The sequence below is a fragment of the Paeniglutamicibacter gangotriensis Lz1y genome, assembly GCF_000348945.1.
GTDB classification, from domain to species: Bacteria; Actinomycetota; Actinomycetes; order Actinomycetales; family Micrococcaceae; genus Paeniglutamicibacter; species Paeniglutamicibacter gangotriensis.
This window is the reverse complement of record NZ_AOCK01000001.1, coordinates 471,901-498,704: the sequence shown is the minus strand read 5'-3', so window position 1 is coordinate 498,704 and position 26,804 is coordinate 471,901. Positions and strand designations below refer to the sequence as shown.

Below are 26,804 nucleotides of genomic sequence, written 5' to 3'. Positions count from 1 at the left end.
GTAGTAGGGGGCGGATTAGAGGCCAGCGTCATTGCCTGGTCCCTAGTCCGCCCCCTTTCGTTCCCGATCCACCACCCTTCCCTGTCCCTTTCCCACCCTGCCTCTGTCATTTCCCCACCGCACCCAAGGAATCGTCATGTCTACTGTGCAACCCACTCAATTCGTCGAATCGGATGTCCAGCCCAAGGACGTCCGGCTAGCCACCTGGATCTGCTTCTTCGCCTGGACCTTCGCCGTCTACGACTTCGTCCTCTTCGGGAACCTGCTGCCCCAGCTTGCCGAGCACCTCGGATGGACAGGGGCCCAATCTACCGAGATCAACACCTGGGTCACGGCCGGCACGGCCATCGTGGCCTTCGCGATCGGCCCGATCGTGGACCGGATCGGTCGACGCAAGGGCATCCTCATCGCCGTGGCCGGCGCCGCCGTGGCCTCGCTGCTGACCGCCATGGTCGGCTGGGTCGTCGGCCTCGCCGCCGGACTGGGGCTCGTCTTTCTGGTCCTGGTGCGGTCGCTGGCCGGCCTCGGCTACGCCGAACAGGCCATCAACGCGGCCTACCTCAATGAGATGTTCGCCCACAACAGCGACCCGGCCAAGGCCAAGCGCCGGGGGCTGGTCTACTCGCTGGTCCAGTCCGGCTGGCCGGTCGGTTCCGTGCTCGCAGCCGGGTCCGTATATCTGCTGTTCCCCATCGGCGGGTGGCAGCTGTGCTTCGTCGTCGCGGCGCTACCGGCCATCTTCATTCTTTGGGCCGGGCGCTGGCTCAAGGAAAGCCCCCAGTTCTCCCATCGTCACCAGATCGACCAGATGATCAAGGCCGGTCGACTGGAGGAGGCACAGGTGCTCGGACAGAAGTACGGCATAGACATCTCTGAGAAGGCCAGTCCCCTGGTCTCGGTCTTCCGCGGGGAATCGCTGCGCTCCACCGTGACGATCGGTGGCGCCTTCCTCCTGAATTGGCTAGGTGTCCTGGCCTTCTCGATCCTTGGCACCTCGCTGTTGACGGCGCCCGACGGCAAGGACATCGCGTTCAACAGCGCGCTACTGGTCCTGATCATCTCCAATGCCACGGCCTTCGCCGGTTACCTCTTCCACGGCTGGCTGGGTGACCGAATCGGACGTCGCAACGCCATTGGCATCGGTTGGATCCTGTGCGCCATCTCCTTCTTCACCATGCTCCAAGCCCCGAACGGAAACTTCCCGCTCATCGTAGCTCTCTATAGCGCCGGACTGTTCTTCCTCATTGGCCCCTTCTCGGCCCTGATGTTCTTCACCGGCGAGAGTTTCCCCGTCCATACTCGGGCCACGGGCAGCTCGCTGGTCAACGCCTCGGGCCAGGTCGGTGCGATCATCGGCGGCCTGCTGATCACCGCCACCCTGGCCGCAGGCAGCGGCTGGATCAATGCCGCGTTGTGGTGGGGTGTCATCCCCATCCTGGCCTCCGGGCTGCTGATCTTCGCTGCCCGCAACGTCGACCCGCGCACCGTGCGCACCGACTAACTCGCCTGAACTCCGAACCACAGACACCGTCCGTTCGGCGGCAACTCCCTGGCCCCCAGGGAGTTGCCGCCGAACGGGCGTTTAACAATCTGGGTGCCCCTCGCCCCGTTCTGGGGGGCACCGAGATCGCGAACCGGGTCAACCTGCACAAAACCACCGGCTCCCGGATCCTGAATGGGCTGTCCGAGAACAGCTGCACTCGGCGGGACGGGCAAACGGGGCGCTTCGGGGTCGGTCTGGGCCCCATCATGCTCCCCGGGCCGCTCTTGACAAACCTGGACGCCCGGCCTTGCGGCCCTGCGCGGCCGGCGCCGCAAGGCCGCACGGTGTTGAGGAAAATCCACCATTCCAGTGGACGCAGCCAGGCCAGGGGTCGTGGAAGCCTTCGCAGCCAGCGGCGCGGAACGCAGAGTCGTGAAAGGATGGCGGGCCTTTCCGTTCATGGAAGAATATGAAGATGGGCAATCCAACGATTTCAGGTCCCTCGAAGAGGGGATACGCTTGCGTCTCATCGAGAGACGCGGACACCACCAATCGCTGTAAATGAAAGACGAAAGTCGGCCCCGCGGCATATCGCAGCAAAAGGCCATTCCCCCCGAAATGACCGATGCGGACGGCCCATGGACAGCTGGCCCTCCAAGGACTGCCACGCCGTTCGGCAAGGAACCTGTGGGCGCCTACGAGCAGACCTTCGTGCCGCACCTCGGCGACGCCGTGCGGCTGGCTACCCTGTTGGCGATCCCCGCGGCGTGGGTGATATCAGGTCCGCTCTCTGCACTGACAATGCTGTTGGTCTGCGGAGGAACATGGTTGACCCGCTATTACTCCCGAACCCGGAACGAGGATCTCGCCGGCTCGGTTGTGCTGCTTCTGGGCGGGGCGTTTAGCGTGTTGGGAACCTACAAGGCCATCGATTGGCTGGATCTTGTGGTCCACGGGCTGATGCTCGTCATCCTGACCAAGCTGCTCACCAACATGCTGGTCCACCACGAGATGCTTCCCGCTGCCGAGGACCGGCGCCAGGCAGCGGGAATCCTGCTGGCCGTAACGTCCATGGGTGTCCTGTTGGCCGTGCTCTGGGAAATCGGCGAATGGATTGGTCACACCTTCATCAACCCGGAAGTCGGAGTCGGCTATGACGACACGCTCGGGGACCTGGCTGCCGGCTTGCTGGGTGCGTTGGCCGCGGCGCTCTGGTCCCATGGCACCGCCCGGCGCTCGGGCAGCGCATGAATACGCTCAGCGTGGTGGTCCCGGTGCTCAACGATGCCGAGCACTTGGCGGTGCTTCTTGACTTGCTGGCGCGACAAACCCGGGTGCCGGACGAAATCATCGTCGTTGACAACGGGTCGACCGACAATTCCGCGCACTGGGCCGAGGCCGCCGGCGCAAGAGTCATCCATCAGCCCCTGCCCGGAATCCTCGCTGCCGCCGCTGCGGGTTACGAGGCCGCCACCGGCCAGGTCATCATCCGTTGCGACGCCGATACACGACCGCCGAGCGACTGGGTGCACCGGATCAACGAACATTTCACACGCAGCGAGGAACTCGGTGCCTTGACGGGTCCCGGACGTTTCTACGATATGCCAGGCATCATTGGCGCGTCCGCCTCGTTCTTCTATGCCACGGCATATTTCCTGGGTATCGGCGGGGCCGTCGCTCGCGTGCCGCTGTGGGGTTCAAACATGGCCTTCCGGCGCGAAATATGGCCGGGGGTGCGCGAACAGCTGGACCTGCGATCCTTGGGCATCCATGACGACTTGGAGTTCACTTGCAAGCTGGAACCCGGAACCATCACCCGGTTCGATAGGAAACTGCTGGTGGGCGCCGCAGGGCGGATCTTTTCCAGGCAGGGAGGGTTTCGCGATTCCGTGGGTATGGCACTGCGAACCCTGAAGCTCAACGGCGCCGCGGCTGGTGTGCGGGAACGCTGGCGCATGAGGCTTGGCCTACATGGCACAACGGCACGGTGAAATAGCCGTTCATCGGGGATGTGGAGCAAGCTGCCCCGGCAGCCATGTCAAACAAGTGGTTTCAGGTGCCTCGGAGGCGTGGTGCGTCGAAGCTGCTTGTCGTCGTTCTCCGTCAGGTGGATCAGGACTACACGCCGTTCAGTGATCTTGGCATGGCGCATCGCGAATGCATCGCTCTTCCCCATGCGGACCGGGGCGTTGTTGGCCAGATGCGTGCGCCCAGACATGACCGCGTTGTCCTCCTACACCATCCGCACGATCTCCAAAACGATGTCGCCGCTGAGGCTTCGCTGTCGTTGCCCCTGTCGTAGGCGTCCTTCTCCACCATGTGGAATCGCCCAGGCACCTTTCATTCCATGTCGTCGGTCAGGCAGGAGAGGACCTAGGCGTGGTCGTTCCTGGTGAATCCGTCGATGTGTCTCGTAACGGTTTCCTTGCTTTCCGAAACCGTTGGCCTCCCGTAATGTTCATCCGTCGCTGACTGTCTCCAAAGATAGTGCCGGCGCCGCGCCACGGATAGACCGGGACCAAAACGACAGGAATCTTTGCCACCGGCTTCGGTCGCGCAGGAGCCCGAACCGTTCCCGGCCAACCATCTAGGGCAGGCCGTGCAACGGTGCTGACCCTTGGACGACTCCGTCGACGGCGACAAGCCTGAATGGTACGAGGCGGTGCGGGAAAGCGACGGCTACATTGCGCGGCTTCAGTGCACGTAGTCCGAGACCGAACGCTGCCAGACGCAGATGGGTCGGAGCCAAGTCGGACCTCGTGAGGACCGGTTCAGGATCTTCATAAGCTTCGGCTTCTTTTGGCAAGTAATCACTGAACTCCTCATCCCTGGCGGATCCACCGCATTGCATCAGCACCGCGTCCAGAACGTTCCAGTCCAGCGCGGAGCAGCGCGGCGCAACCATGTCGAGCAGTTCATCGAAAGTTGCAGCGGTGCGTGTGGCACCCGTGCAGTTGGATACGGTCCACCCGCCAGGGAACGTACCGACCTTGACCCCATGGCACATCCCGGTGAGGAAACGAGCAATCGAGGCACGCCGGATGGGGCCGGAGACCATGGGCCCTGCCCAATCCGGGGCGACGCGTGCGCAGGCTCCACACATGTGCGTGCCGACTTCCTTCCAGCTACTTCTGGCGCGGGTTCCGCGCCTTGAAATTTTCAGCGATGGTGTTGAAGTCGGTCCACTTCACGCCTTCGTGGCTGTTGATGTGCTCGATCAGTCGCTCAAGCATCAGCAGGACCTGCGGGCGCCCGGAGACGTCGGGGTGGATCGTCATGGTGAAAACGGCCTGGTCGTATTCGCGGTACACCCAGTCGAACTGGTCGCGCCACATTTCTTCCAGGTGGCGGGGGTTCACGAATCCGTGGCTGTTCGGGCTGGACTTGATGAACAACATCGGCGGCAGGTCATCGAGGTACCAGTTGGCCGGGATCTCCACGAGGTCGGTTTCCACGCCGCGGACCAGGGGCTTCATCCAGGTGCTGGCGGGCTTGTCGTAGTCGATCTTGGTCCAGCTGTCCCCGACACGCACGTAGTACGGTTCGAAGTCGCGGTGCATGAGCGAGTGATCGTAGGCGATGCCTCGTTCGAGCAAGAGCTCATTGGTGACGTTGGAGAATTCCCACCACGGCGCCACGTAGCCGGTCGGCCGCTTCCCGGTGCGCTGCTCGATCAGGTTGATGCAGTAATCCAGGATGTCCGTTTCCTGCTCGCGGGTCATCGCGAGGGGATTCTCGTGGCTGTAGCCGTGGACACCGATCTCATGGCCCGCGGCGACGACCTCGTCGAACTGCTCGGGGAAAGTCTCGATCGAGTGTCCGGGCCAGAACCATGTTGCCGGCAGGTCGTACTTCTTCAGCAGGGCGTTCAGTCGCGGGACGCCGACTTCACCGGCAAACATGCCGCGTGAGATGTCATCCGGGGAATCTTCTCCCCCGTATGAACCGAGCCAGCCACCAACAGCATCAACGTCGATGCCGAATGCCACGGAGATTTCCTTTGCCATTTTCATTCCTTATCTTGTTGCGGATCGATTCAAACATAAACTGCGAGCATCTCGGGGTTCGGCGTCTGGCCCTGCGAGAGCAAAAGCGCCAAGAGCATTCGGGCCTGGAATATCGGCAGCGAACCGAGCGGCAGTGCCCCTGCCCTGACCAGGTCGGCCCCGCCGCCGTTCCCGTAGAACGGAACCACCGGACCCTCCGGCACCCGGGTGGACAAGCCCACGGTGATTCCTGCCTGCACAGCTTCTTCCGTCCAGGCAAGGATGGACGAGTTGCCGTTGCCCACCCCGCTGCCAGCGATGATGATGCCGTGGGCTCCGGCTTCAACGGCGGCCCTGGCAAGGGCGTCGTCGGAACCCGGATGGACGGTGATGATGTCGACCCGGGTGGTGTCGAACGCAGGCGGGGGCAGCGCAAGAGCCTTGGGCCGGATCGGGACCGACAGGAAGCGGGCCTGACCGTCTACGACCTGTCCAATCGGGCCACCACCCATGGTCTGGAAGGGTGATGGGGCGACTGTGTGGGCCTTGCGGGTGCCCCTGGCTGCATAGATGTTTCCGGCGAAACTGATCATCGTCCCCTTGCCGCGGGCCAAGGGACTTGCCGCGGCCGCAATGGCCTCTTGAAGGTTTCCTGGGCCGTCCGGGCAGGCATGGTCGGCAGGGCGTTGGGCACCGGTCAGCACCACGGGCTTGGAAGAGGCGTGGATCAGATCCAGGAGATATGCCGTTTCCTCCATGGTGTCGGTTCCGTGCGTGACAACGACACCGTCCACGCCACCATCCGCCAGTTCGCCGGCGACGGCCTCGCAGATCAAGCGAAGTTCGCGGTGCCCCAAAAGGTAGGAACCGAGCCGCATGACATCCCGCGAAGCCACGCTGGCCCCACCTACCGCATCACCATCGAGCAAATCACCCGCTCCCCGGCTTGCCACCGACGCTCCACGATCGTTTTCGCTTGAAGCAATGGTCCCTCCCGTTGCCAAGACCGAAACATGCGGCATGCTCTGCATCTTTGCCTGGATCCTTCCGTTGCGTGTCAAGTCCCCAAACGGCTACCGCAGCGGGAACGGGTACTGCGAGCATGCCCCACACCAACGTTTGCCGCAAGGGCACCGGATCATCGGAGGTCATTGAAAAATGCTGGCTGCTGGATGCGTGCACGATCAATCGCGCCTGCAACGGAGGCACCTTCGGAAGAGGTTGGGCCAGCGTTCGGAGCCCGTAACGTTGCGAACGTTGCGCATGATTGCCGATGAGGCCGCGGTCAATGTTTCGACGGTTTCCCGGGTCATCAATTTCTCGGACAAGGAAATATGTCGCTGGGCCTCGGGCGAAATGATCGAACGAATCAGGGTGGTGGTTGCGGCGCCCGGCTACCTGCGCAGGCCCCAGCCGCACGGTCTACGAGGGAATCGATGAGGAAGCGACCGATCAGCGGATCCTCCACTGTTCTCCGTGCTCGGAACCACCGTTCTGGTCGAGGCAAAGGGCCTCTCATTCGACATCGCCGTTTTCATCTTGATCCTGGCCAAAGCCGTTGCCTTCACCGGATACCTGTTCCACAGCTGGGTCGGGGACAAGCTTGAACGACGCAACACGATGCTGGGCAGATTCTTCCTTGGCGGCAGCTCCAGCACCATCATGCTGTTGGGACCCAACAGTTCAGGGTTCGTCAACAGCATGTAAGCCGTGACTCTGTGCTTTCGCACCGGCCCGTTTTCAGCCATGCTGTTCTACATGGGTGAGTCCTTCCCGACCCACGTCCGTGGCATCGGCAGCAACCTCGCCCACGTGATGCCCACTGTCGGCGCGATCGTCGGATCCGCCGTCGTTTCCATCATGCCGACGGTCGGAATACGGATGACTACAGCAGCATTGCTGGCAGGATCCCTCTCGCTGGTCCGTGCCGGACTGATCTTTTCGACGCCCGCGATCTCGACCATCGTCAATCTGCAACCACAGGAGTATCAGCATGAACCAGTTGAACCGCGACGACGGACTCGAAGGCAAGGTTGCAGTGATTTCCGGGCAGGCGGCGGATGCAGCCCGGGAGGCGTTGGCCACTGAGGGAATTGGTTTCTGGAACCGGGCAGCCATCGCCGAGGAGTTGGCCGAACTCGGCGCGCCGGATGTCGGCGCGGTCCTTGAAGCCAGGCGCGTGGACTGGCGCAGCCGCCCCGATAAGACGAGCCTGTTGTTGTTGCACCATGCAGCCTCGCAGCTGGGCGATCCGGCACCGGTCTTGGCCGAAGAGCTTGCGTACACCGAATCCGATCAGCAGTCCGAACCGTTGGGAGGGTCACTGTTCAGCAGCCTGTTGCTGCTCTCCGGCGAAGTGGAGCGAGCCACGGAGCTGCTATCGCAACCGACCGCTCAGCGCGAGAGGGAGGTCTCCGGCTCGATCCTCATCCCCTACTTGCTGGTTTCCGCCTCCAAGTCGCTTGATGGCGCCGGGGACGCGTTCAGCTGGGCAAATGGCTACCTGAACAACGTCAACCGGAGCAGCGGGCTGTAAGGTCGGCCTGGAAAACTCGACAGGGAAGGAATCCCGAAGCTCTCCGAACTTTTCGCGGCACGGATTTGCGCCGAAACGACCGAGCCAATGGCGCTGGAGTCCCAGCTTGAGGCGGCACTGGGCCAGCTCGGCCGGGACGTCGATGCGGTCGTGTCGGGCAAGCGCCGCGGCGAGTACCAGAAGGCGGCCGAGTGGCTGGCCGACGGTGCATTGGCGCGGTCTCTCGCCCACGGCGAGAATGCCGGTCTGTTTTGGCTCCGGGAATGGTTCACCCGTTACCCGCGGCATGTTGCATTCCGCAGGGAGCTGGAGAGAGCGTGGTCCGGCGCTGTATCCACGAGATGAACCAGTCTTGGAGGCGACGTTTCGCACGATATCCGGGCGTTATCATCCGAGAGCCGCGCAGCTACGACGAGACCAACTGTCGCGCAGAAGGCTGCGTCTCGAGCTTTTGGTCTGTCCGGATCGTTTTGCAGAAACCAGTTCAATTCAAGGGTTGAATATCAAGTCGCTCCAAGTGTGCAGGTACCGGGACGACAAGGCGGCCTCTTCGGTCGCCTAATTATGGGAAACGCTGCATAGTCATTATCTGGCCACTGCATTCGCCGACGTAAATACGCTGACCGGCATTTCTCGATGCAACTTCCACGTGATGGCAATGGGCTTTGACCCTTCGTGCTTCACGTAGTCAACTGTGCCGAGGCAGGTGAATGGCATGACCAAGCCATCGATGTCTTTGGCAGCATCACGGGTAAAGAGCAAGACGTGTGATGCGTGATGCGTGGTCCTTCCGATTCAGGTAGCGCTGCCCGGTTGGGCTGGTTGGGCTGGTTGGGCTGGTTGGGCTGGTTGCGTTCTGCGATTCCCAGTGGAAAAGCCGTGGACTGATCGCATAGTCCTTGCACAGCGTGTTCGGGTTGTGGACCGTCTCATCCTTGTCCAGCGTCACGAAGAGCGCATCGGTGCTTGCCTGCGGACACCAGGCCACTCCCTCACGATGGTTTACGCCCTTGCCCTGTTCCAAGGAACCGTAGTCGAGTGCCGCAAGGACTTCGGACCGCCAATAGGTGGCATGCGAGTACAGCGGAATCTGTTGCAGGCCGAGCGGAAGTCCCCTCGGTGCTCGCGAGCTGCGAGCCACGCCCCGCGCAAACGCAGCGCGCAGTTCCTCAACCAGATAACCGTTTGCACGAATGCGGTCCAGCCCGTCGTCGTAGGACCCGTAGCCTCCGCCGTTGTCCCAGAACGTGTAGAACAGCATGCGGGCGAACATCTGGTTCCGTTGCCCCAGCCCAGCAATTGGACGGTGCATCCTTGGAAAGCAGCTCGGAATAAGCGTCGGCGCGCTCCGCATCATCAATGTGGAGGAATCGTGTGACCCGCTTAAGCAGATCGCGTTCCTCATCGCATTGGACATCACCGAATGTAATGAGCCCTTCCTCCCAGGGAGAACGCGCAGAAATCTCGACTACCTGCACGGCCCCGGGAGTCTGCTCGCCTACCATGGTCTTGTGCTCCTAGGTCCGGGATCCGTGTGCTGTTCTCAGCACAGTGGTGGGGCAGCAAGTGCCCATGAGTTCCCCGGTGTCATCGATCCATGCGACCTATACCAGGTGCGTGGTGCGGGCGGTGCCGTCGATCTCAAAGACAAGGCTGCCACTAAGTGTAGGAATCTCTGCTGTGGCCCGGTAGTGCGGTACCGGCTGGGCCGATCCATCGCCGGGATAGAAGCGCATGAGGTCATACGCCGCAGCGTGGGAGTGAAGTTGTTTGGTGAGCCTAGAGATTTCGGACAGTGGACCCTCCTAAAATGGGAGGACTACTGAAAGAGAGATCAGCAGCATGTCTGCATCCCGCCGCACGTTTACCAAAGAGTTCAAAGACGACCTGTGCCAGGAAGTCATCAACGATTCCAAGCCAGTGGTCGAGGTCGCCAAGTCTTACGGCGTCGGGGCCGAGTCCCTCCGCCGCTGGCTGATCAAATACCGCGAGACCCACGCCGGCACCCAAGCCGTGGCAACCAGTGCCGAGGCCACTCGCCTCAAAGCCCTGGAGAAAGAAAATCAGGAGCTTCGCGCCGAGGTCCAATTTTTGAAAAAAGCAAGCGCTTACTTCGCGAGGGAGCAGCGGTAGTGAGCAAGTACGAATTCATTGATTCCCAAAGAACCAGCCCATCTAACACCAACCCGGTGACCAAGATGTGCCGCTGGCTGGCCGTCTCCACTTCCGGTTTCTACCACTGGCTCACCCGCCCGAAATCAGCGACCGCCGCCCGCCGCGATGAACTGGCGGTGCGGATCAAGAACTACTTCAAGGAAAGCGACCAGACCTACGGATACCGGCGAATCCACGTGGATCTGGTGGCAGAGGGAACCGAATGTTCCCCGGAACTGGTGCGTCAGATCATGCGGATCGAGGGCTTAATTCCGTGCCAGCCTCGTCCGTTCAGGATCACCACCGAGGCGGATGCCGAAGCGGCCGCGAAGATCCCCGATCTGGTGAAACGGGACTTCACCGCCACCGAGCCCGGGGTCAAGTTCGTGGGTGATATAACCTACATTCACACGTGGCAAGGTTTCATCTATTTGGCTACCATCATCGACTGTTTTTCGAAGAAAGTCGTCGGCTGGGCCGTTGCGGATCTTATGCGCGCAGAACTCGTGGAGGAAGCGCTGCGCAATGCCGCTGCAACGACCAGAATCGCCCCTCTCGCGATTACGCACTCAGATCGCGGCAGTCAATACACCTCCAGCTCCTACAGGGCGCTGGTGAAGCGCCTGAGGATGCGATCGTCGATGGGCCGAACCGGCGTGTGTTGGGATAATAGTCAGGCCGAAACTTTCTTCTCAGCCCTGAAAAACGAGCGCGTTTACAGGACGGTTTACGCGACCAAGGCGCGGGCCAAGCGCGACGTCATTCAATACATTGAGGGCTTTTATAACAGCCGGAGACGGCATTCTGCATTGGATTACCGCCGACCCAACGACTTGCATTACAGTTACCAGCAGCCTTCAATGGCAGCTCAGTTGGCTTGCCCCGTGCCGGGGTGTCCGGGGCGCGCAGCGCCCCTATGCGGCGGCCAGTGATGCACCTAGTAGATATAAGGGGCTTCCGCTCACTGCCGGTAGTGCCATCGCCAATAACCGCACCTACGTCAGCACGAGCGGTCCGAAGGTCACCACCAGTTCGCCAAGCTCCGGATGTTTGCTGAAATCGATTGCCTTCACCCTCTGGATGGTCACCCGTCGACGTCCTCAAGATCGGCTCCTCACACCTGCTTCGCGCACTGAAAAACTCCCGCTGACGGTAAGCCGGGCAGAGCTCGCGCTTTGCTTGCTGACATGTACAACCGACTAGCAGAACTCATGGAGGACCCAGAATCGGCAATGCAGCAGCTCGTCCAGCATCTGTTGGCATCCAAGAAAAATTGGGGCCTTGATCTCGAGTGCCTTGGGTGAGTAGTCTGTGTGTCCTGAAGTCTGCCTGCTCCCAAGGAAGAAACGACAGACCAGGACTGAGTTGGCCTTCCCCGAAGTCGTACCTTGCGGTTGCCCAGATTGCTGCCGTAGTCCGATCAGCAGGGGCGAACTTTTTCAACGCTGACTTATCCACTTCGGCGACGCAGGTGGCTCTGAGCTCGTCGTCTAACCCGACAACCAACAACTTCCAATAATTGTCGGCCAATCCCGTTTCGAACTCATGGCGGCTCAGGAAGAAGGAAAGACGACCTCTGCGAGTAGTAGATTTCACTTCGAAATGCCATTCGCAGTTCTGGATTGAGGCTGAAACGTCGTATCCGAATCCGTCGTCCCTTTCGGCCACATGATTGATTGCGCCCGGCCACTTGGCCTCAAGGAGCATGCATAAGGCAACTTCTCCGGCATTTCCTATCTGCGCACGACGCACCAAATCAATTTTTCCGCTAATTCTGCGTACGACGCGAAAGCCTGAGCTGGGAGGGAGCCCCAGCAGTTCCTGCCACCTATTTATGTCCTGAGGCAGGTCATCGCTGCTGTGAACCAGCACGTCCGAATTTTCCAGCCAAGGGGGGTTGGAGACCTCCAAGAGACTGGCCAAAAGGCATTCCTTCCTGCCCTGCGAAGTCATTTTCTGCAGTGTGTCGGACCGGCCCAAGGTGTTCACTGTCAGGCCCGTCCACGGCAGCGAGTGCAGCCAGTCTAGGGCAGTGGAGTATTGCGTTGGAGTCAGATCCGCGTATCGGGAGTTGGATCGGATAATCATCGACGCCTGAGATTCAGTGGAACGCCCTAGCAAGTCAAGCCATCTGGCTGCGGCGATGAGTACTCCTTCAGCGGGGATCATCGATTCAAGTAGGTGGAAAGGGCAGCAAGGTCGGACAGGTCCATTCCGACAGATTCGTCGATTTCTTCTTCGAGGTCCCCGAGAACACGCACGTTGGGATCGTCGAGAATGCCGCCCATGAATTCCAGTTTCCGGGCAAGCCGATCTTCGACTAGCTCATCGATAGTCCCTGAGGCTGACAAGACGGTGATCTTCGTAATCGTTGACGGAGCAAGACCGAGCCGATGGATGCGATCCAAGCTTTGGAGGAACCGGCCGGCGGAAAAATCACGGTCTACGTAAACGGCGTCATGACACTCATGATGGAGACTGACACCTTCGCCCAGTGTTGCGGGGTTGGACAGCAGGACAGCGCAGGTAGGATCCTCCCGGAAGCGTTTGAGTTCTGCTTCCCGGTCGATAGTTCCTCCATGGATCAAGGCGGGGTTGAAGTCCGCGAGCATCCTCTCTAGCGACTTCAGGTTTCGCACGAAAGTCGACCAAATGAGAGTTTTTCTTCCTGTGGCAGCATTCTTTTCCACTATGCTGCGTACTTCCTGGTATTTAGGGTTGAGCTCATAGAGTGGCAGGTCCCGAAGAAGTTCCATGGCGGAAGTGTTCTCGGGGACCTGATAAGGCGGCACGCGGTATGGCAAAGCTTCGTGTTTGTCCGAGCCAACGGCAAGAAGTGCGGGCGAAGTGGCAGCCATCAACAGATACAGCAGAATTCTACCCAGAGCGGCCATGTCACCGGCCTCGGATGCTGAAGCAAGCCTTCCTTGGCCGAGAAGTGCATCGTATATTTCCCGGTGCAGCGGTGGAAGTTCGACCCGGCGGATGGACACCTCAACTGGGGGCAAATTTAATTCGGACTTCGTTGTTCGGGTAAAAAGTGGCTTGAGGGCCTGGCTGGCAATCGAAAGATCGTCGTAGGCTACCGCCCGCTGAACAGTTGTTCGCCCTTGCCCTGGCCACACAAATGAGAAGAGGCTTTCTAGGTCCTTTGCCCCGTTGGGAGCTGGTGTACCGGTCAAGATGAGACGATTCGTCGCGTAGGGGCCAAGAGTAAGGCAGGCGTTCCCCCAGGCTCCCGAACTTCCAAGTTTCATCCGGTGGGCTTCGTCAAGGACCAAGAGGGTTGAAGCAGCTTTCATCCACGAAATAAGCGGCGGAATTGAATTGGGAAGACGCTCGTAGTTGACTAAGAGTATGTCGACCTCCGGAGGAGGACCCCCGGTCCACACATGGGTAGTTATCCGGGTACCGCTAAAGCAGACCCCGGCTTCATATGCCCAGCTTTCGAATGCGGATTTAGGGCTCACCACGAGCATACGATCGATCGATCCACTCCCACGACGAGTCGCGTAGACCGCCATGCTCGACCGGGTCTTTCCTGCGCCTGGAACACTGAAGTTTGCGCCGTGATTGAGCGCCATGAGCTTAGAGAGATCACGGGTTTGGTGCTCCGTAAGCGGAGCAATCCAGTTGGATGGCAGGGTGGGAACCGACAGTGGACCGGACTCTTCGGTTCTAAGACGCGCTTCTACCACGGTGGAGTCCTGGACGTTTCCTTCGACAAGCCTGAGGAGAGTGCTGTCCCAGCGGACATCAACATCTTGTTGAGGCCATCTCGCAAGTTCGCGGAGGTTGACGAGGAAGTCATCGATTTCAACGCTGACTGATGTTTTGTGCAAGCTCAAACTTGTCGAAAAGCGCGTGTTCAGCATCCGAAGATGAGGCGCGTTTTTTTCATCGCACGAAAGATCAATTCTCCCTGCCGTGAGAGAAAACCGGAGGTCTAGCACTCTAGTTTTCCGCCCCCATCTCGACGCGGGCGATTGCTTGAAGCCACCGAACGCCGTCCGTCGCTTCGCTGGAGCCTCGGCTGACAATCTGTGCAAGCTTGTGCAGATTCTCTCGCATTACTCCTATGCCGTCTTCCAGGTCAGACATGCTGAAGTTGCCTGTAGCTTTGGCACTCCCGACAGCTTCCAGGGCCAGCTCCAAAGCATCATTTGCGTCGGACAGCCGGTCAGCTGCTGCTAGTTTCCTCTTCAGAACCCTGCCCTGACGGCCGGCTAGATCCAACCCATCGTCAAGGGCAGTCCGTGTGGTTGTAAGTAATTGCTGTGCTACCGCCCGCTCCATGGTGGATACATCGGCGTGGGGCTGAGTTGCTGCCCTTGCTTGGAGAACGGCGGTGGTTGAGGCTTTCAATGCCTCGACCATCGCGCTCGGGCCCGGCGCCGTCAATTGCGTGCCCGGAATGCGTACGGTGCTTCCCTGGGTCGAGGACATTTCCGGCATAAGCGGCTTAGCATATTTTTCGAGAAAATCAGACTCGATCAACCGGAGATCGGTCTTGGATTTATTGAATGCTATGGCCAACAGGCGCTGTTCTCTCAGCGCTTCCGCTTCATCCGGCGTCTTTACCTTCAGAGCGGAATAGGACCGGTAGAGTTCCTCGAGTTTTCCCTGTTGTTCTTCAAAATCCACTAAACGCAGGGACACGGGTAGGCCGTCCGATGCCACGATCCGGCTCCTGTCGATGGCTTCGCGAATGAGGCTCAAGATCCATAGATGGCGCTCAAGAGTTGCCGCCTTGATTCGGAAGTCAGTCATGATCTCATGGGTAGGTCGTCCCTGTTGGATCCTTTCCTCAATGGCCAGTAGGAAGTTCATGAACGAGTAGTCGCGCTTGTGGTCTTTTCTCAATTGCAGGGCAAGCTCTATGGAACGAAGATCATCCAGGCTTGCATCCGGTGGAAGGACTCCGACGCGGATGTGCTCCTGCTTCAGCTCCGAAAGCGCTGCCCGGCGTGTGTTGCCGTTGATCAGGACACCGCTCCGCGTTATGAGGCCCGGCTCGCTTTGACCGTGGACCTTCAGGTCCTCTTTAAGTGCCTCAAAGGCGGGGTCTACGGATTCCGGGTTTGTGGGATCACCTTTGAGCAGTTGCTGGAGGTACGCTTGGCCAAGATCGCCATACGGATCGTTGTCCAGGTCTTGGTCCTTGGCGCTGTCAATACTCCGCTGGGCACGAATACGATGAGTTGCGGGGTTGTAGTACAAGATTTCCACCGGCATGGAAATGACTGGCAAGTGCATCGAGTTTCCGCGCCACTCAATCGAGACAGTCTCTTGGACTCCCTCTGTGGACCGGCTCGCTGCTAAACGCTCCTCAATAATGGCTTTGTTGTCCTGCGCACGCTTTGGCACGTTGCTCACAGTCATCCCCCTTAAAGTAAAGTTCCCAATTTCATCCTAATGTGTTGCCCTCGGTCAATCTTCAGCTGACACCCAAACCGCAAGACATGTCTGCATTGTCCTTACGGAATAAATCAATGATGATTGACGTCATGAACCTTCCCGACTGGAAAACGAGCAACGCTGGGACACGCATCCGGGCTGCCCTATGGCTGGCATCAGAGATTGGCGAGGGGGGCGTCTTTACGAAAGCCCGGCTCCGGGAAGCGTTTCCGGGAGTCGAACAGATTGATCGTCGTATGCGGGACCTAAGAAAGGACGACTGGGTCTTCTCAACGTACGCGCAGGAACGGTCACTGGCCGTGGACGAGCTCCGGCTAGTCAAGATCGGTGGTCCTGTTTGGGAAGTCGGGTATAGATCCACAACAACCCGAACCGTCAGCGACCGTGAGCGCCGGGATACTCTTGCCAGGGACAACTTTGCTTGTGTCTTCTGCGGCATAGGCGCCGGACAAACCTACAGTGCCGATCCGGCTCATTCCGGACAGTTGAGCGTTACCTGGTGCGGGTCGGCTGGGCCAGCAGGACGTTATGTGACTTCTTGCAAACTGTGCCGCAATCCGCTTGACGGAGCCGATTCAAGCAATGACGCTTTTGATGCCGCCGCACGGCTCGATCCTGCTGAATCTCAGGTGCTAGCCCAGTGGATAGCCGCCGGCTACAGGACGCCGCAAAAACTTGATAAAGCCTGGACTCTTGTAAGGCTACTTTCGAAGGCGCAGCGCGACGATCTACTACATCGACTTGAACCGATCACCTAAATAAGATCCAAGGCGCGTCAGTCGACTAAACGATCACAGATGAAATGAGATGATGGACCACATGATTGCAACCTCCCCCACCCTCAACGTGCTCGAAATCTGCGCCGGAGCGGGAAGTCAATCGGTCAGCCTGGAAAAGGCAGGATTCTGACACTCCCTCGCGGTGGAACTCGATGTTGATGCAGCCGCCACCCTTGGCCTGAACCCAGGGGCCTGGACTGTGATGATGGTATTAGGCCATCATCACAGTCCAGACCCCTGGAACCGTCCCGATTGGGATGTGCATCAGGGTGACGTCCGGGAAATCAGTGGACGGGGTTACAACGGCGTTGATCTTTTGGCCGGTGGAGTTCCCTGCCCGCCGATCAGCATTGCGGGCAAGCAGCTGGGCGCTGATGACGAACGCGACCTTTTCCCGAAGCGCTCCGCCTTGTCCTCGAAGCGTCACCTACAGCCGTACTACTCGAAAACGTAAGGGGCTTGGCCTCAGCTCGGTTCACCCCGTACCTCCAGTCAATCTTGGAGGCCCTCGACAAGCTGGGTTAAGACTCTGACTGGCAGCTGTTTAACTCAAGCGAGTTTGGGGTCCTCCAGCTGCGTCCCCGGTTCATCCAGGTAGCAATGAAACGCCGCCACTTCAGAAAATTCTCATGGCACTCAGCCCAGGGCACACCCCCGGCGGTGGGCGGCGTCCTGTTGCCGTTGATGAAAAGCGGAGGCTTGCCAGGCGCGGAGACATGAGCAGCAAGAGCCATCAACATTGCTCCAACAGTTGTAGAGGCGTCTTCAAGCCGTTAGCGAAGTTTCATTTTCCTTTCGGATCTCGCCAGCCTGGACCGATATTTCTAACGACTGCGCCGCAACAAGTCGTTTTCGACAGCGAGTATCCATCCCCCGTCTCCGACTCGGATCTCAATCAAGGCCTTTCCCTTTGAATCAGTGCCCGTGGCTCAGCCTCAAAGTAACGCCAGCCATCTCTGGCCTGCGCAACGGCGTCCCGCGTTTTAACAGCATGGAACCATCCCAATGGCTGGATCTGCTCGGCACCCTGCACCTTTCAAAATTCCTTTCCATCCCTCAGCATTGCTGCGGCCTTAAAGCCACAGGCTGTTCTTGCGCCCAATGCTCACTAGCGGCCGCACTTGAACAACCTACGTTCAATTCGTCGCCGTCCATCCGAAGGGGTGAGATGGCGACGGGTGGGACGATCTTCCGCGTTTTATACGGTGATTAGGCATCCCAGAGGATCGCCTACGTTTGTACTTTCTCGAGCGTTGATCGCACGCTTTCAAGGGTATCTCCGTGGGGGCGCATCCACTCAGGGGCGGCACCAGGGCGCACCTCCAACCAGGCCGTTTCGCTAGCGCCAGAGCCCGTGTGTTGCCCCATGTGGCCGATGACATGCTCTTTGATGACGTTTTTCGGCAGCAGCCATGCGTGGATTTTGAAAGGTGAGATTCCCAGGCAGAGACAATATGCATAGTCCTGGTCGCGAATTTGCTGGAACTTATAGAAGCCCACGTCCCAAAGAGTGGACATCTTTATTTGGATTAGATGTCCGTTGATCCAACGATCCCCTGGTCCATCTGGAGCTCCCTCTATAAAAAGTCCAACAGCACGCGCCCATTCAGTTATCAAGGTCTTCCCAACCCGACCTTTGGTGGCCGAAGGAACTCCTCGAATCCATTCGAAAGAACTCCCCGTCCATGCGTCGTTCCGCGCGATATCCCCAAGAAGCTTTTCGGAGGCGGAGGTCATGATCATATAGTCATTTACGGTCATTACACTAGGCCCCGTTTGGATGGACTAGCGGCGTAAATTCGAACATCCTCTTCAATGTTGGCAGAGCTTCTCAGATGGGGACTGAGTCGCGCCTTGATGGTGACTAACGACTCAGGATTCTGATCGATCATTACAAATTTCCTTCCGAGTGCATGCGCCACCGCTCCTGTAGTTCCACTTCCTGCAAAAAAATCGAGAACCCAATCGCCTGGCTCGCTACTAGCTTGAATAATCCGCCGAAGGATGCCCTCCGGTTTTTGGGTTGGATACCCTGTTTTTTCCTTCCCCATTGTCGCCACAATCGTGTGCCACCAGACATCACTGGGAAGAACATCTGTGGCTGACGGACTAAGTCTCAGGCCCGGCGTCTTATACGGTTCTCCTTCAACGTTCTGTGTGTTGAAAATATAGTTTTCTGAGTTCTTTACATAGACCAATATATTGTCATGTTTTGTTGGCCATTTCGTTCGGGCTTTTGCGCCGTAATCATACGCCCAAATAATCTCATTCAAAAAGCAGTGACTTCCGAAAATCGAATCCAAATATACCTTGGCATAATGCACTTCACGGTAATCAAGGTGCAAATACAAGGTCCCGTCGTCGGTCAACAGCCGCCAGGCTTCCATCAAACGTGGCTTCAGGAAAGCCCAATAGTCATCAAAAGTATCGTCGTAGGCTAACGTCGCGCCTTTGACCGTTTCATACCTCTCGCCTTTGTAACCTAACCTGTTACCAGTAGCAGATCGCATCGTTTTCAGCGAATGCCGAACTTGAGTTTTGCCGGTGTTGAATGGCGGATCAATGTAGATCAGCCGGAAAGTTTCATCCGGCAAAGAACGAAGTACGCCCAAATTGTCACCTTCAACAACCAGGCTCGGTCCGGAGTGACTCCAGTTCAGAGTCGTTTGATTTTCACACGCTGTCGCATCAACCATGATGACGACCCTACTTCCTACCGGTCCTTAGCTACGACAATGACAGTCCCAACCGACCCGCTATCTTGGCGGCCGTCCATTCTCGAAAACGAACGATTAAATGAGACCGGTTGGCCCCTCTCCCGGGGGCTTTAGGAGTTCTCGGCACGACTGTGGACTTCAACGCCTAGTGGCGGCATTCACAGCCTGAGCCCCCCTGTTACCTTTTTAGTAGCCCCTCCATCGGACTCCCTGGGGAAGGAATGGGGTCGCTGGCCTGTCGGTCCCGGCACGATTCACTCCACCTATCATGTGATGATCCGGGTGCTGCCACCGGGACCGAAAGGCACCAAGGACATCGCTGACCCTTCCATGACTTAAGTCAAGAGGGTTCTCAGTTGCCTGACAGTTGGCGTGCGATGATTTGCTTGATGCAACGTCGGATATCCCGAAGGGTCTTGCCCTCGGCGGTCCGCCGTAGTCGTTGGTGGCCGCATCGAACGCCATCCGCGACCTGGCGATCGCGTGTTTGGCCTTGTTGAGCTGCCGGTCGCCGTGGAGGTTGAGCCGGTACCGGGTCTCGTTGCCCGAGGACACGAGGATCGGGTTCACCCCTGCCAATGCGCGAAGGCGGCTTCCGAGCGGACCCGCCCGTGGTGCGAATACCAGATGAGCACCCGGTCCGCGGACACCGGGCCCACGCCATAGAGGTCCAGCAAGCCGGCGGCCATGATGCCGACAACCTCCTGTAGCTGCCGGTGGTTCGCTTTCAGCTGGGCTCGGAAGTGCACGATGGCGGCGGCCAGCCACTTGGCCTCCGCGCTGGCGATCCCGGTCGACAGGTCGTCGTCGCGTCGGGCACGCCAACGGCTGATGTGCAGGACCTGCCCGTCGGTGAGAGCGCGGCGGGCGTCGACGCCCCGGTCCATGGTCCGCAACATGGAGGTGAGCATTAGCCGGTCGGCTGTGCCTTGCCGTTCCATGATGATTCGCGCGTTGAGCAGGAACCGCAGGGCCTCGCGGTTGCCCGCGGCACGGGGCTCCAGCAGGGCTTCCACGTCCCCGCCCAGGACCGTGCTTGCCGCGGCCCGCGCATCGATCTCGTCCAATTTTCTGAGGCCCGCGCGCGAGGTCCTGCGGGGCGGCCGGCCCTCGCAGGCTTCCAGATCGGTGGTCTGCAGGGCCCGGGCGAGCCCGTCGCCGTAGGTGTTGGTTCGTGCGTGGTGTCCACGCCGACGACGTTGGTGTAGTGCTCCCGGACTGCGGTCATGGCAGCGGTTTCCTTCCCATAAAGGGGCATTGATTCGCCGGTCGGGGTGGGATCGCATCGAGGCAGATCTCTAACGAGTCATTTCCCGCGGGAATCTGCGGGAAATGACAACCTTCTATGAGGCCATCGTGCGAGCCAGAGCGACCACACTGGCTGGGTGGACATGTCACCGACAAAACACCGCCGGGGCGGGTCAAATCGGGAGAGAGTCACACCCGGTTCATTTGGGTCCATTCTGGCAGCCAGCCTCGGGCGTGCCACGACCCTTTAGAAATTGGGGCCCGATCAGGACAAGCCAGCTCCGTTTCATCCGCTGCCATGGCCAGATGGCTTTACGAATGAGGTGCTCCATGATCCAAAACCACGAATCCATCGACGTTTTCATCGGCGTCGATGTCGGCAAGTCCAACCACCACGCAGTCGCCCTGAACAAGGTCGGCAAGAAACTCCTGAACACGTCCCTGCCACAGGAGGAGGCCAAGCTCAGGACCCTGATCAGGTCCCTGGCCAGGCACGAGACACTACTGTTAGTGGTGGACCAGCCGGCCACCATCGGCGCACTCCCGGTCTACGTCGCCCAGGCCGCCGGAATCCAGGTCGACTACCCGCCCGGACTCGCCATGCGTCGGATCACGGACCTGCACCCGGGCGAGGCCAAGGCGGAGAAGTTTCGAGGGACGCCTATATTATCTCGAATGCAGCGCGCATCATGCCCGAATCCCTGCGCACCGTCGAGGTCCCCGAGGCACAGGTCGCCGAGCTGTCGATGCTCTGCGGATTCGATGACGACCTTGCTAAGCAGGCCACCACGACCTCCAACCGCATCCGCGGGCTACTCACCCACATCCACCCGGCCCTGCGCCAGGCCGGGGAAACGCGCATCGGCGCCCTGCTACGCAAGCACGCACCCCGCGCCTGGAATCGCTGGGCCTGGGACATCACCGCCACCTAGGTCCTCAAGCGCGCCCTGTTCCTCTCGGCGTTCGCCTCCATTGCAAGGCAAGGACCACATCTCGCGGGCCTACTGCGACAAGAAACGCACCGAGGGCAAGAAGCACAACCAAACAGTGATCGCCCTGGCCAGACGCCCCTGCAACGTCCTGTTCGCGATGCCCCGCGACGGCATCATCTATGAGGCACCGGAGGCCCACACCGCCTAAACCGGCGAACCGCTAACGACCCCGGCAGCCCGACCCGGCAGCCCGGACCGGGCCGCGAAGCCATGCCCAATAGCACCGTGCCCGAGATTCCCAAAGATTTTCCGGGAAAACCTAGAGAAGGACTTTCCAAAAAGATAGGGGCACTCCCCGGTGACTAACTGTCAGTGCTGCATGGCAGGGTGGGAGACACACCACACAAGGTCCCGGTAACCGCCCCGCAATGAGATGATAGACGACATGAACACCACCAATTCCCTTTCCGTACTTGAAATCTGCGCTGGAGCGGGTGGCCAGTCAGTTGGTTTGGAAAAGGCCGGCTTTGGCCATTCTTTAGCAGTCGAGATTGACAAGGATGCGGCGGCAACTCTGAAGCTCAACCGTAAGACATGGCACGTTCATCACGGGGACGTTCGGGAGATCAACGGCAAGGACTACAAGGGTGTAGATTTGCTCGCCGGCGGAGTGCCTTGCCCTCCATTCAGCGTTGCTGGGAAGCAGCTTGGTGCTGACGATGAGCGTGACTTGTTCCCAGAAGCATTGAGGCTCGTAAAAGAAGCTAATCCGTCGGCGGTCATGCTCGAAAACGTTAAGGGGCTAGCCTCGGCTAGGTTCGCGACCTACCGACAGTCGATTCTGGATGAACTCAAGGACCTTGGGTACCACGCGGATTGGCAGCTGTTTTATTCGAGTGAGTTTGGCGTGGCCCAGCTGCGCCCCCGTTTTATCCTGGTGGCTGTCAAAACCCGCTATCAGAAGAAGTTTGCATGGCCCGCGCCGCAAGGTACTCCGCCGACAGTCGGAGAAGTTTTGCTGCCGTACATGGCCAGTGGTGGCTGGGCCGGGGCGGAAGCATGGGCGGCCAAGGCTAACAATATTGCCCCGACAGTCGTGGGCGGTTCCAAAAAGCACGGCGGAGCCGATCTCGGCCCTACTCGCGCCAAGGCCGGATGGCTGCAGCTCGGCGTCGATGGCAAGGGAATCGCCAACGAAGTTCCAGGGCCAGATACTCCTTTCGACCATATTCCGCGTCTGACCAACCAGATGGTCGCCCGAATCCAGGGTTTCCCTCCCGAATGGCAGTTCTCCGGCCTCAAGACTTCCGTATACCGTCAGATCGGCAACGCCTTCCCGCCACCGGTTGCTAGGGCCATTGGGACGTCAATCGCGACTGCGCTCGGCGTTAAGGCTGCGGCCAAGATGAGCGAGTCGGAAGACAACGTGCGTCACCTCCGAGCTGTTAGCTAGAGACAGCCTGCTTCGCAGCTTTGAGGGCCTTTTCGCGCCGACGGATCTCAGCACTGACGTCACCCTCCGGCCAAGGAGTCCAAGCCCTTAGTTCAGAGTAACTACGCTTACGGCCGTCCTCTTTGCGGTAGTGGACTTTGTAGGCCCAGCCAAGTTTCTTGAGTTCGCGCATCCGCTTCTGCCAGTCCTCTTGGAACTGATGCATGGAAGCAACGACCCCAACGACCTGACTCGGGGCCAATTCGTTGACGGCGGCGAATGCTTTGAGTGCTTCTCCTATTCTTTTGTGTGGTTCGAGCCAGCTGGCCGCTGCGCTGATTTGGTCAGCGTATTGGTCTATGGGGGTAAAGTAGTCGCGCTTCCCGTTGTTACATTCGGTACAGAGGGCTTGAAGGTTGTCGATGTCGTTGTCGCCGCCCCATGCCAGTGGCAGCTTGTGATCGACCTCTAGCTTGATGCCGTCCTCGTATGGTGTCTTGCCGCATTGGGCGCATCGTTGGTTAAGGAGAACTCGAGCTCGCAGTTTGCGTGAGATCCTCTTCCTTTTTGACTTGATGGGGTCACCAAGTCCCGTCAACACGTACCTATACTTTCCGTCGATTCGATGGCAAGGAACGTCAATTCCATAAACATCACGGAAAGCGCGTACTCGCCGATCGGTTTGGGAGTGCGTCGCTCCCGCGACAGTAGCCGCATGCTCCATGATCTCGACCATCGTCGGCGGACTATCCACTCGTTCGTAGAGGAAGTCATACAGCACTCGGTACGGTTTGGACGCAATCAAATTGGTAAGTTCTTGGGTGCCGGGCAATGGCAGCTGGCTAAAGTCAGAGTTCACTGGCCGAGCACCTTTGGCGCAGCTGCAGTTGAAGCATGGCCATGTTCAATCCTGCGCCAGAGCTCGCCGTCGAGCTCAACGGAATTTTCCATCACGTAGTCCACCGGACCGACCCGAACGCTTACGAGCTCACCGGGTTCTGGCACAACGCAGCCAAGCGCCTGGGCGACAGCCGTTTGTGCAGTGTAATCGCCGCCGAGGATGAGGTATCCCTCGGCCCGAAGGGTACTGCGGGCCCCGCCATTTTCCCTTACTCGTTTCATGAAGTCGTTCTGTTGTGCCACGGTGGCGATGATGCTCCGGGAAATCCGCATGTTGGTTGCGACTCGGAAAAGTTCGTTGACGCGCGCCTGGCCACTCTTGGGTGCAAAAATGCGGGCGACTTGATCCTCGGGCAATTGCAAGAGAATGTTGGGCTGCATGGGTGCATCCTTGAAAAGCCACTGAATGCGAGACTTTCCGAGGGCGTTCAGGCTGCCTTTCATGTCTCGATTCGTACCAACGTTGCGGTTTTCAGACGTTGCCCGAACTAATCCGATACTCCACGCGGATTTCACGTCACTGGCGACGGAGCCCAGTATAAGATGGCCGATACTCTCTGGCGGCAGCATCCATTGGGCAGATGCTGAGTACTTGCAATCCACTTCATGACCAGCAATTCGGTAGTCCATGACCATTCCGTCGTCGAACTTGAATTCGCGATGAAGGTTGATCTCGATCAGGGTGCCGTAGTGCGTCTTCTCAGTCTTGTAGAGCTGATCCCAGCGGTACCGTCCGGTTCGCTGGCCGTCGTAGAGCTGGTCAAAAGTTTCTCGAAAGACGCGGGCCATACGTGCGCCGTCCCGATCGGCCTGCCGAAACCAGTTAAACACGGCATCGAGGCCAGGGTCTACGGACCCGCTATTGAAGTCCACAGGCAAGGAGAGCATGGCCCTAACTCTATGACGCCCTGCAACACCGAACAATTTGATCTCGATATATGGTATCTGTGCGCTGGCGTATATAGATGGTGATTGCTTAGCTGCTGGCTGCGCCTTTCCGTTCTGTGAAGGACGTCTGCATTTCGGCTTTGTTGGCGGAGCATTCAAAATTGGGTCCCTTCATCCAACAGCGAAGGCAGGCGTCCCTACGTAAACGGACTCACCGCGGAGGAAAGGGACGAACCAATAATTGTGAAAATTGCTTCTCCACATCGGACAAAGCCAAAATTCGCAAAACGGGCTCGATATACGAGACATACTGGGCCGCTCATCATTACATTATTTAGACGCAACGCTCCAAGCTCTAAAGTGGCATTGGCACCTTGTCGGCTTTACGGCTTTATGCGGGGTGACCGGGTGTTCAGCACGGCCGGAGGCTTCCGTAGGCCTTCCGATTTGAAATACTCGGCTAGCCTGAAAGCACACCCGCTTTTTGACGAAGACCCGAACGGAGATACCCATGACAGACCGCACGGAAGTCGCAGAGATGAACGACGATGCCGGGGTCCGCGAAAGCGAGGCCTGGCTTGATGCCGCATCACAGGAGGAAGACGAGGTGGAAGTAGAAGAATACGACATCGTTTCGTCTCCCAACGACTGGAACTTTTCCACCATTGTCAGTTTCATCGAGTCAGGCGCGATGAAGATTCCGAGTTTCCAGCGAAACTACATCTGGGATCGAAAGCGGGCTTCCAAGCTCATTGAGTCCTTGCTCATCGGCCTGCCGGTTCCGCAGGTCTTCCTCTACGAGGAAAGCCGAAATAACTTCCTTGTTATTGACGGCCAGCAGCGGCTGCTCACGCTCTATTTCTTCTCTAAAGGTCGTTTTCCGAAGCCGAAGATTCGGGGCGAACTTCGCAAGTCACTTCAGAGAGGATTTCTCGATGAGGACCTTCTTGAAGACAACGACTATTTCGAGCCCTTCAAACTCTCGCTGCCGAAGTCCGCAACCGGAATTCCCAACAGATTCAACGGACTCACCTATAAGGGGCTGAAGGAAGACCGCACTTCGCTCGATTTGCGAACCATCCGGAACATTGTCGTCAAGCAGACGAGCCCTGAAGGGAACTCAGCGGTATTCGAGCTCTTCAGCCGATTGAATACCGGAAGCGTTAACCTTACACCGCAGGAGATCCGCGCGAGCTTGTACCATTCAGATTTTTTCACTAAGGTCATTGAGCTCAACTCTGACTCAACATGGCGCCAAATCATCGGAACACAGAATCCAGACCCACGCATGCGTGACACGGAGTTCCTGCTGCGTGCCCTCTCCCTTGCAGATTCTTCGGACGGCTATAGCGGTTCGATGGCGAACTTCATCAACAATTACTGCCTGCGTGCCAAGAAGTTCACGGACACCGAGGCCCAGGAGGTCCTTAAACAGCTGTCCGCTTTCTTTAGTCTCTTCGATGATGTTGATTCACCATTTATGCGTACTGGCAAGTTCAGCGGCGTACTCTTTGAGAGTGCTTATGCTGCCTGGCAGAGCATAGGGCGGCCGATGGCGGACCACCAGGCTCTATCAGCGGCCATCAATCAGGCGAAACTGACAGAAGAATTTGCGGAAACTCTTCAAGAAGGATCGACCAAGCCGCTCAATACCAGGAAAAGAATCGGGCTATTACGCACCTACATCGAGGCATCGGTGTGACGCACGAGATCGGGGAAGGCGCCGTCCAGTCACTTTATGACGACTACCTCGGGCTGGAATCAGACTTGAGATCCACCCCATCAGGGCTGGCTGCACTGAGCCGCAGTTACCCTAAGCATCTTCTGCTTGCGGCTGCTAGTAGCCTCGAAGACAGAGTTAAACGGCTGGTCTCGCAGATATTCGAGCGGGACGGCACAGATCGGCTCGCAACGTTCGTTTCCAAGCGTGTGATGGCTCGTAGTTACCACACGTTGTTTGATTGGAAGGCAGGTTCGGCAAGGGGTTTTTTCAGCAGTTTCGGTGACGCCTGCGGCCAAGCCTTCAAGACCGAGCTCCAGTCAAATCGTGAGTTAAAAGAGCAACACGAAGCTTTTATGAGATTGGGCCAGCTTCGGAACCTGCTGGTACATAACGACTATGCGAGTGCTCCGGTCGAGCTGACGCCGAAGGAGATCATGAACAAGTATGAGCTAGCCCTTGGTTTTGTTGACCGGATCGAGTCGTTTGTGGTCATCAACTGATATGTGAAAAGTTTATCAATTGGCAGTGCTGAGCGGCTCCCAACCTTTTTACTGGGGGTCGCTGGTTTGGAGCGTCGAGTCGAATGGTCCGCATCGCGCCTCAACGCG

Annotated in this window: 25 protein-coding genes and 3 pseudogenes; 13 read left to right on the top strand and 15 right to left on the bottom strand. The window is 58.6% G+C overall.

Annotated elements, in window-relative coordinates; genetic code table 11:
* Positions 1–136: 136 nt before the first annotated feature.
* The 3 genes from ADIAG_RS02305 (at position 137) to ADIAG_RS02290 (ending at position 3,474) form a co-directional block, all read left to right on the top strand.
* On the top strand, positions 137–1,501 hold the full coding sequence (locus ADIAG_RS02305; RefSeq protein WP_007269684.1) for an MFS transporter: 1,365 nt from the start codon (positions 137–139) through the stop codon (positions 1,499–1,501).
* A 669-nt stretch (positions 1,502–2,170) separates the two neighbouring features.
* Complete coding sequence (locus tag ADIAG_RS02295) at positions 2,171–2,734, top strand: hypothetical protein (RefSeq protein WP_051059788.1); 564 nt, start codon at positions 2,171–2,173, stop codon at positions 2,732–2,734.
* Entirely contained in the window at positions 2,731–3,474 is a 744-nt protein-coding gene (locus ADIAG_RS02290) for a glycosyltransferase family A protein (RefSeq protein WP_007269682.1), read from the top strand. The genes ADIAG_RS02295 and ADIAG_RS02290 overlap by 4 nt, the downstream gene beginning before the upstream one ends.
* A 47-nt stretch (positions 3,475–3,521) precedes the next feature.
* Here ADIAG_RS02290 and ADIAG_RS02285 read toward each other — a convergent pair whose 3' ends face one another.
* The 4 genes from ADIAG_RS02285 to ADIAG_RS02270 form a co-directional block, all read right to left on the bottom strand.
* Positions 3,522–3,701: a hypothetical protein gene (locus tag ADIAG_RS02285; RefSeq protein ID WP_007269681.1), complete on the bottom strand. Its 180-nt coding sequence runs from the start codon at positions 3,699–3,701 to the stop codon at positions 3,522–3,524.
* A 369-nt stretch (positions 3,702–4,070) separates the two neighbouring features.
* Complete coding sequence (locus ADIAG_RS19825; protein ID WP_007269680.1) at positions 4,071–4,586, bottom strand: hypothetical protein; 516 nt, start codon at positions 4,584–4,586, stop codon at positions 4,071–4,073.
* A 22-nt stretch (positions 4,587–4,608) separates the two neighbouring features.
* Positions 4,609–5,490 (bottom strand): polysaccharide deacetylase family protein, encoded by an 882-nt coding sequence (locus ADIAG_RS02275; RefSeq protein ID WP_007269679.1) that lies wholly within the window; start codon positions 5,488–5,490, stop codon positions 4,609–4,611.
* A gap of 29 nt (positions 5,491–5,519) precedes the next feature.
* Entirely contained in the window at positions 5,520–6,491 is a 972-nt protein-coding gene (locus tag ADIAG_RS02270; RefSeq protein ID WP_043473003.1) for an asparaginase, read from the bottom strand.
* 454 nt (positions 6,492–6,945) lie between these two features.
* On the opposite strand from ADIAG_RS02270, the gene ADIAG_RS19820 reads away from it, so the two are divergent.
* Positions 6,946–7,176, top strand: coding sequence for a hypothetical protein (locus tag ADIAG_RS19820; RefSeq protein WP_007269676.1), 231 nt, complete (start codon positions 6,946–6,948; stop codon positions 7,174–7,176).
* 47 nt (positions 7,177–7,223) lie between these two features.
* Here ADIAG_RS19820 and ADIAG_RS19815 read toward each other — a convergent pair whose 3' ends face one another.
* Positions 7,224–7,433 (bottom strand): hypothetical protein, encoded by a 210-nt coding sequence (locus ADIAG_RS19815; RefSeq protein WP_051059787.1) that lies wholly within the window; start codon positions 7,431–7,433, stop codon positions 7,224–7,226.
* A 29-nt stretch (positions 7,434–7,462) separates the two neighbouring features.
* Between ADIAG_RS19815 and ADIAG_RS02255 the strand changes: the two genes are divergently transcribed.
* Both ADIAG_RS02255 and ADIAG_RS02250 read left to right on the top strand, forming a co-directional pair.
* Positions 7,463–8,005 (top strand): hypothetical protein, encoded by a 543-nt coding sequence (locus ADIAG_RS02255; RefSeq protein ID WP_007269675.1) that lies wholly within the window; start codon positions 7,463–7,465, stop codon positions 8,003–8,005.
* 87 nt (positions 8,006–8,092) lie between these two features.
* Entirely contained in the window at positions 8,093–8,350 is a 258-nt protein-coding gene (locus tag ADIAG_RS02250; protein ID WP_007269674.1) for a hypothetical protein, read from the top strand.
* A 400-nt stretch (positions 8,351–8,750) separates the two neighbouring features.
* Here ADIAG_RS02250 and ADIAG_RS21985 read toward each other — a convergent pair whose 3' ends face one another.
* Positions 8,751–9,278 (bottom strand): DUF3427 domain-containing protein, encoded by a 528-nt coding sequence (locus tag ADIAG_RS21985; protein ID WP_007269673.1) that lies wholly within the window; start codon positions 9,276–9,278, stop codon positions 8,751–8,753.
* Positions 9,279–9,847: 569 nt separating this feature from the next.
* Between ADIAG_RS21985 and ADIAG_RS02230 the strand changes: the two are divergent.
* Positions 9,848–11,028 (top strand): annotated as a pseudogene (locus ADIAG_RS02230) (IS3 family transposase); the annotation flags it as partial.
* 340 nt (positions 11,029–11,368) lie between these two features.
* On the opposite strand, the gene ADIAG_RS02225 reads toward ADIAG_RS02230, so the two are convergent.
* From ADIAG_RS02225 to ADIAG_RS02215, 3 genes are all read right to left on the bottom strand, one after another.
* Positions 11,369–12,082: a protein NO VEIN domain-containing protein gene (locus ADIAG_RS02225; RefSeq protein WP_161623919.1), complete on the bottom strand. Its 714-nt coding sequence runs from the start codon at positions 12,080–12,082 to the stop codon at positions 11,369–11,371.
* Between the two features lie 242 nt (positions 12,083–12,324).
* On the bottom strand, positions 12,325–14,034 hold the full coding sequence (locus tag ADIAG_RS20660) for a DEAD/DEAH box helicase (RefSeq protein WP_083873844.1): 1,710 nt from the start codon (positions 14,032–14,034) through the stop codon (positions 12,325–12,327).
* Positions 14,035–14,113: 79 nt separating this feature from the next.
* Positions 14,114–15,535, bottom strand: a complete 1,422-nt coding sequence (locus ADIAG_RS02215) for a ParB N-terminal domain-containing protein (protein ID WP_007269668.1) — start codon at positions 15,533–15,535, stop codon at positions 14,114–14,116.
* A 116-nt stretch (positions 15,536–15,651) separates the two neighbouring features.
* Here ADIAG_RS02215 and ADIAG_RS02210 point away from each other — a divergent pair, with 116 nt between their 5' ends.
* Together ADIAG_RS02210 and ADIAG_RS21980 are read left to right on the top strand one after the other, a co-directional pair.
* Complete coding sequence (locus ADIAG_RS02210; protein ID WP_007269667.1) at positions 15,652–16,335, top strand: hypothetical protein; 684 nt, start codon at positions 15,652–15,654, stop codon at positions 16,333–16,335.
* Positions 16,336–16,558: 223 nt separating this feature from the next.
* Positions 16,559–16,881: pseudogene (locus tag ADIAG_RS21980) on the top strand (DNA cytosine methyltransferase).
* Between the two features lie 705 nt (positions 16,882–17,586).
* Here the strand turns inward: ADIAG_RS21980 and ADIAG_RS20650 are convergent.
* The 4 genes from ADIAG_RS20650 to ADIAG_RS02190 all read right to left on the bottom strand — a co-directional run bounded on the left by ADIAG_RS20650 (position 17,587) and on the right by ADIAG_RS02190 (position 20,140).
* A complete protein-coding gene (locus ADIAG_RS20650) occupies positions 17,587–18,117 on the bottom strand; it encodes a hypothetical protein (protein WP_007269665.1) in 531 nt (176 codons plus the stop codon).
* The gene (locus ADIAG_RS20645) at positions 18,117–19,052 is read right to left on the bottom strand and encodes a DNA-methyltransferase (protein WP_007269664.1); all 936 of its coding nucleotides are present in this window, start codon (positions 19,050–19,052) and stop codon (positions 18,117–18,119) included. The genes ADIAG_RS20650 and ADIAG_RS20645 overlap by 1 nt, the downstream gene beginning before the upstream one ends.
* A gap of 207 nt (positions 19,053–19,259) precedes the next feature.
* Positions 19,260–19,628 carry a hypothetical protein gene (locus ADIAG_RS22590; RefSeq protein ID WP_407636047.1) on the bottom strand — a complete coding sequence of 123 codons (369 nt, stop codon included), beginning with the start codon at positions 19,626–19,628 and terminating at the stop codon, positions 19,260–19,262.
* 11 nt (positions 19,629–19,639) lie between these two features.
* Positions 19,640–20,140, bottom strand: coding sequence for a hypothetical protein (locus ADIAG_RS02190; RefSeq protein ID WP_051059783.1), 501 nt, complete (start codon positions 20,138–20,140; stop codon positions 19,640–19,642).
* Positions 20,141–20,651: 511 nt separating this feature from the next.
* On the opposite strand from ADIAG_RS02190, the pseudogene ADIAG_RS20640 reads away from it, so the two are divergent.
* Together ADIAG_RS20640 and ADIAG_RS02175 are read left to right on the top strand one after the other, a co-directional pair.
* Positions 20,652–21,461 (top strand): annotated as a pseudogene (locus tag ADIAG_RS20640) (IS110 family transposase).
* A gap of 237 nt (positions 21,462–21,698) precedes the next feature.
* Positions 21,699–22,706, top strand: coding sequence for a DNA cytosine methyltransferase (locus tag ADIAG_RS02175; protein ID WP_007269660.1), 1,008 nt, complete (start codon positions 21,699–21,701; stop codon positions 22,704–22,706).
* Here ADIAG_RS02175 and ADIAG_RS02170 read toward each other — a convergent pair.
* Together ADIAG_RS02170 and ADIAG_RS02165 are read right to left on the bottom strand one after the other, a co-directional pair.
* Positions 22,699–23,544, bottom strand: coding sequence for an HNH endonuclease (locus ADIAG_RS02170; RefSeq protein ID WP_007269659.1), 846 nt, complete (start codon positions 23,542–23,544; stop codon positions 22,699–22,701). The genes ADIAG_RS02175 and ADIAG_RS02170 overlap by 8 nt on opposite strands.
* On the bottom strand, positions 23,541–24,473 hold the full coding sequence (locus ADIAG_RS02165) for a NaeI family type II restriction endonuclease (protein WP_007269658.1): 933 nt from the start codon (positions 24,471–24,473) through the stop codon (positions 23,541–23,543). Before ADIAG_RS02165 ends, ADIAG_RS02170 begins: the two co-directional genes overlap by 4 nt.
* A 511-nt stretch (positions 24,474–24,984) precedes the next feature.
* On the opposite strand from ADIAG_RS02165, the gene ADIAG_RS02160 reads away from it, so the two are divergent.
* Both ADIAG_RS02160 and ADIAG_RS02155 read left to right on the top strand, forming a co-directional pair.
* Positions 24,985–26,175, top strand: a complete 1,191-nt coding sequence (locus tag ADIAG_RS02160) for a DUF262 domain-containing protein (protein ID WP_007269657.1) — start codon at positions 24,985–24,987, stop codon at positions 26,173–26,175.
* Entirely contained in the window at positions 26,172–26,696 is a 525-nt protein-coding gene (locus ADIAG_RS02155; RefSeq protein WP_007269656.1) for a HEPN domain-containing protein, read from the top strand. The genes ADIAG_RS02160 and ADIAG_RS02155 overlap by 4 nt, the downstream gene beginning before the upstream one ends.
* Positions 26,697–26,804 lie beyond the last annotated feature (108 nt).